The organism is Streptomyces peucetius (genome assembly GCF_025854275.1).
GTDB classification, from domain to species: domain Bacteria; phylum Actinomycetota; class Actinomycetes; order Streptomycetales; family Streptomycetaceae; genus Streptomyces; species Streptomyces peucetius_A.
Window position 1 is genome coordinate 5,336,606 of the sequence record NZ_CP107567.1, and the last position, 11,425, is coordinate 5,348,030.

Sequence of the window (11,425 nt, forward strand, 5' to 3'; positions counted from 1 at the left end):
CTCACATCTTCTCCAGACGGTCGAACGAGTAACGGCGCAGCGTGAGGAGCCCCGCGCACAGCGCCGCCGCGACCCCCCAGGCACCCTGCGCGGACGGTCCGCCCGCGATGTGACCGAGGCGGTCGGCCATCTCGGGCGGCATCGCCGCCAGTACGGGAAGCACCACCACGGCCAGCCAGCCGGCGCCCAGGACCGCGGCCGCGGTCCGGCAGCCGACGTACGAACCGAGCGCCAGTGCCGCGAGGGTCAGAGCCAGCCCGGGCAGCAGCCACGCCGCCGCCCCGGGTCCCCCGGCGCCGGACGGCAGCAGCGCGCCGACCGCAGTGAGCAGGGGGACACCTGCCGCGAGCACGGCGGCCGTGCGGGTCAGCAGGAGGCGCAGCCCGCCGGACGGGGTGGACACGGCGATCTCGTGGGCCGGATCGGAGTGCCGCCCGTACGACAGACCGACCCCGGCGAGTGGCAGCAGCGGCGCGACGAGCAGCAGCAGGGGCCGGGCGCCGGCGAAGCCGGCGCCGTACCCGAGCCCGAGCGCCCCCGCCCCGACCAGCAGCAGCGCGACGGTCCACGCCCGGTGCAGCCCGTGTCCGAACGTGCCCGTCAGCCGGACGACGGCCCGTGCCCGGCGGGCGCGTCCGATGGCGGTCGGGTTTGCCGGGCGGGCGCGTCCGGCGGCGTGCGGCCCCGCCTCCGAGGCGGCCCGGAGGCCGGACAGGAACGGGCGGCGGACCGGGGCCGTCGTGCCTGTCGTCGCCAGCAGTCCGGACCGCAGCTCAGCCAGCAGTGGTCCTGCGGCTCCCGCAGCGACCATGGCGGAGACACGGGACGCGCAGCCGGTGCACGACTCGACGTGCTTCTCCAGCGACCAGGCGTCGGGCTCCGGCGCGGAGCCGTCGGCGTACCGGGCCGCCAGCTCGTGGCTCACATGCCAGCTGTTCACGCGGTGCCCCCCAACGGCAGCCGGCCGAGTGCGGTGCGCAGCTCGCGGCGCGCCCTGAGGGCCCGGGTCTTGACCGTGCCCTCCGGTATGCCGAGCAGATGCGCGGTCTCACGTGTCGTCAGGCCATCGACCACCGTGGCCCGCAGAACCTCGCGCAGCTCCGGCGCGATGCGGTCGAGGGCGGAGCCCACATCTCCGTACTCCAGGTTCGCGAGGACGCGTTCCTCCGCCGAGGGTGCCGTCCCGGCCGGTTCGTGGACGACACGCTCCTGCCTGGCTCGCACCCGCTGCGCGTCGACCAGCCGGCGCGCGGCGATCACCCAGAGCCAGCCGCCCGCCTCGCCGCCCCGGTGGGAAGCGGCCGAACGCCAGGCGGTCACAAAGGTGTCTTGGAGCACTTCCCGTACGGTCTCGGGGTCGGTGCACCGGCGGGTCAGGCGCATGTGCAGCCACCCGGCGTGCCGGTCGTACAGCACGCCGAGGGCTTCTGTGTCCCCGCGCGCGACGGCCCGCAGCAGTGCCGCGTCGTCCCGCTCTCCCCCCGAGGGGCGCATCAGTCTCACGTCACCTCTATCGCCGCCGCCCCGGCCGTCGGTTCACGGCACTTCCACGGCGGCGGCATTGCCGCAGTATCGGCCGCGGTCCGCCGCCCGGCCGGTGTCCCCCCGGCGGCCTGATCAGGAGCCGGGCGGGGCGTGGAAGAGGCTCACGAGCGGCGCGTGCGTGTGCCAGCCCAGGGACTCGTACAACGCACGGCCGTCCGGGGTGCCGCCCAGCACGCCGACGGTGGCGCCGTGGTCGAGGGCGGCGTTGTGGAGGGTGTGCATCACGAGCCGGCCGAGGCCCTTGCGGCGGTGCTCGGGGGCGGTCTCCACCTGGTCGACGACGGCCGTGCGTCCCGTCGGCGCGATCTGGGCGCGCGCCGCGAAGGAGCCGTCGGGCGCCACGACCAGGGCCCGGACGACGCCGCCGCGGGTCCAGGTCCGCAGGGTGTAGCCGGCGGGGACCACCGTCGGGTTGCGGCGCAGCGTGGTCGACATCAGCCAGCCGGGCTCGTCGACGGCCCAGTCGGGACCGGCCCATTCGACGACGGAGTCCGGATCGGCGAAGACCTTCAGCCACACCGTCGGTGCGGCCACCTCGGCGGCGACCTTGCGGACGGTGGCCTCGTCGTCCGCGGTCAGGACGTGGCGGGTGGCGTGCTTGACCTGGCCGACGTCGACGGTGAAGCCCCAGGGCCGGGCCACCGGGTCCGCCGCGCCGCGGGAGACGACCCAGCCCTGGACCCAGGCGTGGACGGTCTCCGCGGTCGACTCGAAGGACATACAGGCTCCTCAGAAGCGCTAAGTAACAGGTGGAGTAGGTCTGTGTCTATTACGCGGAGCGTATTACACACTGCTCGGGCGCGCCCTGGCCACCGAATAACCGACGGCGTGACGGGCGACCGGCGGCGCAGGTTCACGGCCGCGCACCGTCCGTCCGCGCCCGCGCACCGCAGGTTCACGGCCGCGCCGCTTTCCGGCCGTGCACCGCCGTGTACTCGGCGGCCAGCCAGGGGCCCAGGTCCTCCACGAGGACGCGGATCACGGCCGGGTCCGACGTCGGGGCACGGGCCACGGCGGCGGCGATGCGCATCTGGTCCGCACGCTGTGGGTAGTGGCCGGCGAAGAGCTCCGCCGACTCGTGCAGATCGCTGGTCCAGCCGCCCCAGCGGGGCATCACCAAGGTGAACCCGGACCGCACGACGCGCCGCGCGATCCGGCGGCACAGCGTCCGCCGCCCGGCGTCCGTCCCGGCGTTCCGCAGTGCCTCCCGCCAGCGCGGCAGCGTGAGCTCCAGGTCGCCGTTGGTCTCACGGGCCAGCAGCGAGGTGGGGCGCTGGGCGGGAAGGCGGGCGGCGAGATCGTCGCCCAGCAGCGGCGTGCACAGGCAGGAGATGAAGAAGCCCAGGTCGTACCGTTCGAGTTCGCTCAGTGCCGCCCGGGTGTCGACGAGCAGGATGCCGGCGCCGTCGATGGCGTCGAACGACCCGTCGAGCGCGGCCTCGGCCGCGTCGGCGTCCGCCCGGTCCCGCGCGGCGGGCTCCTCGTGCAGCACCAGCATGAGGTCGAGGTCCGAGGTGCCGGGCACGGCCGTGCCGCGCGGGATGCTGCCGTACAGGTACGCGCTGTGCAGCCGTCCGCCACCGGGTCGTCCGCCACCGAGCCGCCCGTCGCCGAACCGGCCGGTGATCTCCGTGCGGGCGGCGGCGACCACGGGTGCGAAAGCCGTGGTCACGCGGTCGAGGGAACCCTCACGCGCGATGGTCCCGTCCGGGTTCAGTCCCTTGTCTGCCATCGGCTCACTCTGCCCGCCGGGCCCTGCGTCGCCCACCGGATTTCTGTGATCGCTCAGAGCGAACACGCCCGGGGGAACATTGGCGGGCTCATATGCATTGAGTCGGTACAGCTCAACTTGACTGCCTAAGGGGAGATCATGGCTGCCGATATCAAGGCGAACTCACCGCTCACTCTGCCCGTGCTGCCGCTCGACGACGAGGTCGTGCTGCCCGGCATGGTCGTGCCGCTCGACCTGTCCGACACCGACGTACGCGCTGCGGTCGAGGCCGCCCAGGCCGCCGCCCGCCCCTCGGGCAACAAGCCGAAGGTGCTGCTCGTTCCCCGGGTCGACGGCACCTACGCCGCGACCGGTGTGCTCGGCACCGTCGAGCAGGTCGGCCGGCTCTCCGACGGCGACCCCGGCGCGCTGATCCGAGGCGTCGGCCGGGTCCGCATCGGCGCCGGTACGACCGGGCCCGGCGCGGCCCTGTGGGTGGAGGGCACCGTGGTCGAGGAGACCGTGCCCGATCCCCTGCCCGGCGCGGTGACCGAACTGGCCAAGGAGTACAAGGCCCTTGCCACCGACTGGCTGAAGAAGCGCGGCGCCTGGCAGGTCGTCGACCGTGTGCAGCAGATCGAGGGCATCTCGCAGCTCGCCGACAACTCCGGTTACTCACCGTTCCTGACGACCGCCCAGAAGATCGAGCTGCTCGAGACCGGTGACCCCGTCGCCCGGCTCAAGCTCGCCACCGAGCAACTGCGCGAGCACCTCGCCGAGCAGGACGTCGCCGAGTCCATCGCCAAGGACGTCCAGGAAGGCGTCGACAAGCAGCAGCGGGAGTACCTGCTGCGCCGTCAGCTCGACGCCGTACGCAAGGAGCTGCGCGAACTGGGCGGCCAGGAGGGCGAGGACGAGTCCGACGACTACCGCGCCCGCGTAGAGGCCGCCGACCTGCCCGAAAAGGTCCGCGAGGCCGCGCTCAAGGAGGTCGACAAGCTGGAGCGGGCGAGCGACCAGTCGCCCGAGGGCTCCTGGATCCGCACCTGGCTGGACACGGTGCTCGAACTGCCGTGGAACGAGCGCACGGAGGACGCCTACGACATCCAGGGCGCCAAGTCCGTCCTGGACGCCGAGCACGCGGGCCTGCAGGACGTGAAGGAGCGGATCACCGAGTACCTGGCGGTGCGCAAGCGGCGCGCCGACCGCGGGCTGGGCGTGGTCGGCGGGCGGCGCGGGGGCGCGGTGCTCGCGCTCGTCGGCCCGCCCGGTGTGGGCAAGACTTCGCTCGGCGAGTCCGTCGCACACGCCATGGGCCGCAAGTTCGTGCGCGTCGCGCTCGGCGGCGTACGGGACGAGGCCGAGATCCGCGGTCACCGCCGTACGTACGTCGGTGCGCTGCCCGGCCGGATCGTGCGTGCGATCAAGGAGGCCGGCTCCATGAACCCGGTCGTCCTCCTCGACGAGATCGACAAGGTCGGCTCCGACTTCCGGGGCGACCCGGCCGCCGCGCTGCTCGAGGTCCTGGACCCCGCGCAGAACCACACCTTCCGCGACCACTACCTCGAGGTCGAACTCGACCTCAGCGACGTCGTCTTCCTCGCCACCGCCAACGTGCTGGAAGCCATCCCGGAAGCGCTGCTCGACCGGATGGAGCTGGTGCGCCTCGACGGCTACACGGAGGACGAGAAGATCGTCATCGCCCGCGACCACCTCGTACCGCGTCAGCTGGAGCGGGCCGGCCTGGAGGCCGGCGAGGTGACCCTCGACGACTCGGCGCTGCGCAAGCTCGCCGGCGAGTACACCCGCGAGGCCGGCGTACGGAACCTGGAGCGGTCCGTCGCGAGGCTGCTGCGGAAGGTCGCGGCGCAGCACGAGCTGGGCGACAGGGAGCTGCCGTTCACCATCACGCACGAGGAGCTGCGCGGGCTCATCGGCCGGCCGCACCACGTGCCCGAGTCCGCCCAGGACCCGGCCGAGCGCCGCACCGCCGTGCCGGGTGTGGCCACCGGGCTCGCCGTGACCGGCGCCGGCGGGGACGTGCTCTTCGTGGAGGCGTCGCTCGCCGACCCGGAGACCGGCGCGTCCGGACTGACCCTGACCGGTCAGCTCGGTGACGTGATGAAGGAGTCCGCGCAGATCGCGCTGAGCTTTTTGCGCTCGCACGGCGCCGAACTGGAGCTGCCGGTCGCCGATCTCAAGGACCGGGGCGTGCACATCCACTTCCCGGCGGGCGCGGTGCCCAAGGACGGGCCGAGCGCCGGCATCACGATGACCACGGCCCTCGCGTCGCTGCTCTCCGGTCGCCAGGTGCGCACGGACGTCGCGATGACCGGCGAGGTGTCGCTCACCGGCCGGGTGCTGCCCATCGGCGGCGTGAAGCAGAAGCTGCTCGCGGCGCACCGGGCCGGCATCACCACGGTCGTCATCCCGAAGCGGAACGAGGCCGACCTGGACGACGTTCCGGCGGAGATTCTCGAGAAGCTGGAGGTGCACCCGGTGACGGATGTCCGCCAGGTGCTGGAGCTCGCGCTGTCCTCGGCCGAGGTTCCGGTGACGGCGGCGGCCTGACCGGCTCCGCAGCACGCGCACGGGCCCGGCGCTGGTGATCCACCGCCGGGCCCGGCCGTGTCCGCCCTCCCGCACAATGGACGGATGACCACCCTGCGGGCCGACTGCTCGAACTGCTTCGGGCTGTGCTGTGTCGCACTGCCCTTCGCCGCCTCCGCCGACTTCGCTGTCACCAAGGACGCCGGCACGCCGTGCGCCAACCTGCGCACCGACTTCACCTGCGGCATCCACGACCGCCTCCGTGACAGCGGCTTCCCCGGCTGCACGGTCTACGACTGCTTCGGCGCCGGACAGCACGTCTCGCAGATCACCTTCGGCGGCACGAGCTGGCGGGACGCCCCGGCCACGGCCCGGCAGATGTTCGACGTCTTCCCCGTGGTCCGGCAGCTGCACGAGCTGCTCTGGTACGTCGAGGAGGCACTGACCCTGAGCGCCGCGCGCGAGGTGCACCCGGAGCTGCGCCGGCAGCGGGACGTCGTCACCGGCCTCACCCGGCTCGCGCCCGACGCCCTGGAGAAGACGGACGTGGCCGCCCACCGCCAGGAGGTGAACGTCCTCCTGCTGCGGGTGAGCGAACTGGTGCGGGCCCAGGTGAAGGGCCGGCGGAAGGACCGCAGGGGAGCGGACCTGATGGGTGCCCGCCTCAGGAACGCCGACCTGCGGGGCGCCGGGCTGCGCGGCGCGTATCTGATCGCCGCCGACCTGATGGGCGCCGACCTGCGGCTGGCGGACCTCATCGGTGCCGACCTCAGGGACGCCGACCTTTCCGGCGCGGACCTGACCGGCTGCATCTTCCTCACCCAGCCGCAGCTGGGCGCGGCCAGGGGCGACGCGGCCACCCGTCTCCCGGACGGGCTGGCCCGCCCCGCTCACTGGGCGTGAACGGGGCGGGCCGTGGCGGCGTCACCGGGCGGGATCAGCCGTTGGCGAGAGCCACGACGCGGTCGTACGCGCCGTTGAACTTGTTGTGGTCGCCGACGATCGGTCCGGACGAGGTGTACTGCCACATCGTGTAGTAGGGCCAGCCGGCAGGCAGGGTGCCCGGCGTGGTGTTGTAGCGGGCGACCCACAGCGGGTTGGTGGAGCCGAAGCCGGCGTAGTTGCCGGTGCACCGGGTCCACCAGCTGGTCGCCGTGTAGATGACCGCGTCGCGGCCGGTGCGGTACTCGTAGCGGTTCAGGAAGTCGCGGATCCAGGCGACCATCGCGGACTGCGACTTGCCGTAGCAGGCGGCGCCGTACGGGTTCCATTCGATGTCGAGCACGCCCGGGAGGGTTTTGCCGTCGCGGGACCAGCCACCGCCGTTGTTGACGAAGTAGTCCGCCTGCGCGGCGCCCGTGGTGGTGTTCGGGGTGGCGAAGTGGTACGAGCCGCGGGTCATGCCGATGTTGTAGGAGCCGTTGTACTGCTGCGTGAAGTAGGTGTTCTTGTAGTACGTGCCCTCGGTGGCCTTCACATAGGCCCACTTGACGCCGCTGTTCCACAGGGCCGCCCAGTCGACGTTCCCCTGGTGGCCGGAGACGTCGACGCCTTCCGTCTGGGCGGCGCGGGTGTCTCGTGGGGGACCGCCCTGACCGTCGTGGGCGACGACCCCCATGCCCATGTGGGCGGAGCCCCGCTCCGGCTTGGGGTCGGCCGTCGCGGTGCCGGGGAGAGCGAGAAGGAGGGACAGGACGGCGAGGAGGGTGGCGGCCGCGGCGAAACGCCTGCGGCAGGTCGTCGTTCCGGATCTGTGCACGGGCATGGCGTGCCTCCGAAGCCTCGGTGGGGGTCGTTTGACGAGGTGTCGACATGTCGCGGGCATCGATTGGTGTGAACATGCCATGCAGGACGCTACGCACGTAGACCCGCAGGCAGGAAGAGGCGTCGGCCGCCGCCGTTGGTCTACGCCTGCGAAATACTGGCCGAGCTGCGGCAATACCGGCCGCCGGAAGAAACTTTCACGATCCAGAAAGCGCGCGAGGAGTGCTGACGTGCACGAAGGCAGTACGGCGGGTGAAGCGGACCCGAAGGGCGAGAGCGGCGGCGGGGCGGACCAGGAATTCCTGGCGCTCGAGCGGGAGCTGACCGTCTTCCTGCGCCGCGCGAGGGCGTCCTCCGGCGAGATGGCCCGCGAGGTCCACCCGGAGCTCGAACCCGCCGCCTACGGGCTGTTCGTACGCCTGGAGGAGGCCGGACAGCAGCGGGCGACGGAACTGGCCGGCTACTTCGGCGTCGGCAAGGCGACCATGAGCCGCCAGCTGCGCGCCCTGGAGGAGCTCGGCCTCGTCACCCGTGAGCCCGACCCCGCCGACGGCCGCGCGTCCCTCGTGCGGCTCACGGACGAAGGGGTGGCCCGGTTCCGCCATGTGCGCGACGCGCGCCGTGACCGGTACCGAAGCAAGCTGGCAGGCTGGGACCGCGGCGAGGTCGCGGAGCTGGCGAGGCTGCTGCATCAGCTCAACGCCCGCGCGGAGGGCTGAGGAGGGCCGCTGCGCGGGGCCTGTGCCCCTACCCGCGCCTTCCCGAAACCGGGGCAAGCCCCGGGCTCCGTACGGATTCGGCCGTGCCCTCAAACGCCGGGCGGGCTGGATTTGTGGTCGGCCCGCTGATCCAACGAAACCGTTTGGGTGAGGGTCTGGAGGCAGCGCAACGAATCGTGCGGCGAACGGTCACAATAACCGCAGCGCGTACGCCGGAGGGATCTTCAACTTTTTCCGTGTCAATTGCGGTTGGTTGTGGTGATCTTAGGATTCTCGGTCTGACGCTCGGTGATGGCCGCAGGCCCCGATCCCGTAGGTCTGCCAGAGCGGCGGAGTCGGCGTCCCTGGAGGCCGCTGCCCGTTGTGCGCGGCAAGCAGGTGATGTTCGCGTGTCCCGACCTTTCAGTACGACTGCGGGTTTCACCCCCTCTCCATGATGGCCCGGTATTTCCGACATCAGCCTTAGGGCTGTGCATCAGGAAAAGAGGGTCATCTTGACGACCAGACGAAGCGTTCGTCGAGTCCTGCCACTCGTGCTGGCAGCACTCACGCTGGGCTTCGGCATCCCCGAGGCGCCTTCGAGCGCCGCGGCACGGGACCACGGGGACGCCGTGGTGGCGACCGACCACATCCGACTGCCACCGGCGAAGGCCGTGACGCCCAGGGGAAACGCAGAGTCCGAGGACCGACGTCAGCCCCCGGCGCCACTCCCCACCGACACCGAAGAGCTGCGTGCCACCCCCCGAGGGCTTCCTCCGCAGCAGCGCCCGAGCCTCGGCGGCTCACGGTCATCCACTCACCTGGTGCCGCCTGCGAGTCAGTTCGGCTTCGAGGGCCTGAACCAGGGCAGCACTGGCGTCCGCCCACCGGACACGCACGGCGCCGTCGGCCTGAACCACTTCGTGGAGGTCACCAACGGCAGGGGCATCGGCGTCTTCAACAAGGCCAACGGCACCAACGTGCTGACGGTGTCGTTCGCCAGCTTCTTCAACTACACGACGAGCTTGATCTTCGATCCACGGGTCGTCTACGACAAGAAGTGGAATCGATGGGTCATCGTCGCCGAGGCGCTCCCCGAGCCGAGCAGCCCTTCGGTCCAGTACCTCCTCGTCGCCGTGTCCACGTCGTCCGACCCGACCGGCTCGTACTACCGCTACAGGTTCGACCTCCCGGAGGGCATTCAAGGCGACTTCTTCGACTTCCCGCAGCTGGGCCTGGACCAGGGCGCCGTAATCATCACGGGCAACGTCTTCAACGCGTCCCTCACCGCCTACCTCCGCACGCGTACGCTGGGCCTCGCCAAGGCGGACATCTACAACGGGCGCGCCACCGCGTTCCAGTACTTCAATCTCGGGGCGGTGGGTTCGGTGGCCCCTCCGATCGTTGAGGACAACAACGCCAACGCTTTCCTCCTGACGGCCAGCCCCTCCGGGGCCCTGAGGCTGTTCCGGGCCACGGGCCTTGGGCGGAGCAACGCGAGCATCGCCGGGCCGGTGAACGTGCCGGTGCCGGCGTTCGCCCTTCCTCCGGACGCGCGGCAGCCCGGAATCGCCGCCCGGCTCGACGCGCAGGACGCCCGTTTCCAGAACGCCAGCACCCAGATCGGCAACCAGCTCCTCAACATTCACACCATCGCGGACGGCTCGCGCCCGACGTCGAAGTGGTACCAGGTCAACACCACCACCAACGCCCTGACCGCGTCCGGGTTCGTCTTTGAATCCGGTGACTCCGACGACTTCAACCCCGCGGTGGTCGGCTCCCCGGTCGGCGGCACCGCGGCCAACCCCATCGGACGCATGTTCTTCACCTGGTCGTCGACCGACGCGGTCGGCTCCGGCCTCCACCACGCAGCGGTCAAGGGCAGCGGCCGGTTGGCGACCGATTCCACGACCGTCACCGGAGGGGTGACCTTCGCGCTGGCGACCGGTCCTTACAACCCGTCGTCGGCCACCGTCGAACGGTGGGGAGACTACTCGGCGGTCACCATCGACCCCGTGGCCGCCAGCGGCTGTCCCGTCGGCCAGCGTGCCTGGCTCGTGAACGAGCGGCACGTGAGCACGGCCATGTGGGGTTCACGGATCGGACGTCTCGGTTACTGCTAGGGGGAGGAGTCCCCGGTTTCTGGAAGGGGCGGGTAGGGGACGGCCCCGCGCAGCGGCCCCCCGCCGCCCGCCCCCTGTCAGAGCTCCGCGAACACCGCCGACGCGTCGTCGTGCAGCTTCCACCGGACCGCCGCCGCCCGCGCCTGCGCCGCCACCTCCAGCTCCCGCACCCGGTCGATCAGCCCCTGCGCCCCCTCCTTGCGGAGCAGCGCCACACACGCCGCCCAGTCGCCCTCGGCGAACATGTCCACCCATCGCGAGGCGCCGTCCGTGAGCGCGACCACCGAGCGCACCCCGCCGCGCGGAACGCTGCCCGCGACCGCGCGCAGGGCCACCGACGGGTCCGCAGCCGCCGTGAAGAATCCACCCTCCGCGTTCCGCAGCGCGTCCGCGGAGGCGTGGGTCCGCAACGCCTCGTGCGGCAGGCGGTCCAGCCGGTCGTCCAGCACCGGGCGGACCGCGCCCTCGGGCGACTCCAGCAGGAGTGTCGAGTCGGAGAGCACCAGGTACTCGACGTCCCGATCCGGTCCGCCCCAGCGCACCAGGACCACTGTCGCCTGAGGCGTGCGGACGTGAGAAAGGTCACAGGTTTCGCGGTGGGCGTCCGCGGTGCGCCGGATTGATTCCGCGAGAACGTCCCGAAGCGTCAGTTCGCGCCGCGAACCGGACAGTTCGACCAGGGCGCCGCCCAGCCGGGCGGTGAACCACGGCACGCCGTGCACACACCCCGCGTCGTCGCGCGGCGGTGTCACGCCGTCGAGCGCCACCAGTGTGCCGCCCTGACCCGAAGCGGGCAGGGAGACGGACACCCAGTCCTCGTTGGGGCGTGCGGGGGAACCGGGCGAGGAGGCGAGCTCGATGCGCATGGGCCCAGTCTGCATCAGACCTTCACAAGGGTCTCACCGAGCGGTGGTTGGTCTGTACCGGCAGGTCAGGCGGGTGCTTCGCCCCGAATGAGCAGCTGTGCGAAGCTGCGGGCGGGCATCTTGCCAAAGGGGCGCCCGAAGGTCCAACCCGCCCGCGCCGCAGGGCCC

General features: G+C 71.8%; 10 protein-coding genes. 4 read left to right on the top strand and 6 right to left on the bottom strand.

All coding sequences use genetic code 11. The features are described from left to right. Position 1: 1 nt before the first annotated feature. From OGH68_RS24715 to OGH68_RS24730, 4 genes are all read right to left on the bottom strand, one after another. Positions 2–940, bottom strand: a complete 939-nt coding sequence (locus OGH68_RS24715) for a zf-HC2 domain-containing protein (protein ID WP_264247150.1) — start codon at positions 938–940, stop codon at positions 2–4. Then, positions 937–1,494, bottom strand: a complete 558-nt coding sequence (locus OGH68_RS24720; protein WP_264250269.1) for an RNA polymerase sigma factor — start codon at positions 1,492–1,494, stop codon at positions 937–939. Before OGH68_RS24720 ends, OGH68_RS24715 begins: the two co-directional genes overlap by 4 nt. Before the next feature lie 123 nt (positions 1,495–1,617). Next, positions 1,618–2,265, bottom strand: a complete 648-nt coding sequence (locus OGH68_RS24725; RefSeq protein WP_264247151.1) for a GNAT family N-acetyltransferase — start codon at positions 2,263–2,265, stop codon at positions 1,618–1,620. A 175-nt stretch (positions 2,266–2,440) separates the two neighbouring features. Further along, positions 2,441–3,277: a nucleotidyltransferase domain-containing protein gene (locus OGH68_RS24730; protein WP_264247152.1), complete on the bottom strand. Its 837-nt coding sequence runs from the start codon at positions 3,275–3,277 to the stop codon at positions 2,441–2,443. Positions 3,278–3,415: 138 nt separating this feature from the next. On the opposite strand from OGH68_RS24730, the gene lon reads away from it, so the two are divergent. Together lon and OGH68_RS24740 are read left to right on the top strand one after the other, a co-directional pair. Continuing rightward, positions 3,416–5,827 carry an endopeptidase La gene (gene lon, locus OGH68_RS24735; RefSeq protein WP_264247153.1) on the top strand — a complete coding sequence of 804 codons (2,412 nt, stop codon included), beginning with the start codon at positions 3,416–3,418 and terminating at the stop codon, positions 5,825–5,827. An 84-nt stretch (positions 5,828–5,911) separates the two neighbouring features. Next, positions 5,912–6,709, top strand: coding sequence for a pentapeptide repeat-containing protein (locus OGH68_RS24740; RefSeq protein WP_264247154.1), 798 nt, complete (start codon positions 5,912–5,914; stop codon positions 6,707–6,709). Between the two features lie 34 nt (positions 6,710–6,743). Here the strand turns inward: OGH68_RS24740 and OGH68_RS24745 are convergent, their stop codons facing one another. After that, a complete protein-coding gene (locus tag OGH68_RS24745; RefSeq protein WP_264247155.1) occupies positions 6,744–7,571 on the bottom strand; it encodes a lysozyme in 828 nt (275 codons plus the stop codon). Between the two features lie 229 nt (positions 7,572–7,800). On the opposite strand from OGH68_RS24745, the gene OGH68_RS24750 reads away from it, so the two are divergent. Both OGH68_RS24750 and OGH68_RS24755 read left to right on the top strand, forming a co-directional pair. Continuing rightward, on the top strand, positions 7,801–8,289 hold the full coding sequence (locus tag OGH68_RS24750) for a MarR family winged helix-turn-helix transcriptional regulator (protein WP_264247156.1): 489 nt from the start codon (positions 7,801–7,803) through the stop codon (positions 8,287–8,289). 803 nt (positions 8,290–9,092) lie between these two features. Next, positions 9,093–10,391 (top strand): hypothetical protein, encoded by a 1,299-nt coding sequence (locus OGH68_RS24755; RefSeq protein WP_264247157.1) that lies wholly within the window; start codon positions 9,093–9,095, stop codon positions 10,389–10,391. A gap of 77 nt (positions 10,392–10,468) precedes the next feature. Here the strand turns inward: OGH68_RS24755 and OGH68_RS24760 are convergent, their stop codons facing one another. Next, a complete protein-coding gene (locus tag OGH68_RS24760) occupies positions 10,469–11,257 on the bottom strand; it encodes a hypothetical protein (RefSeq protein WP_264247158.1) in 789 nt (262 codons plus the stop codon). Positions 11,258–11,425 lie beyond the last annotated feature (168 nt).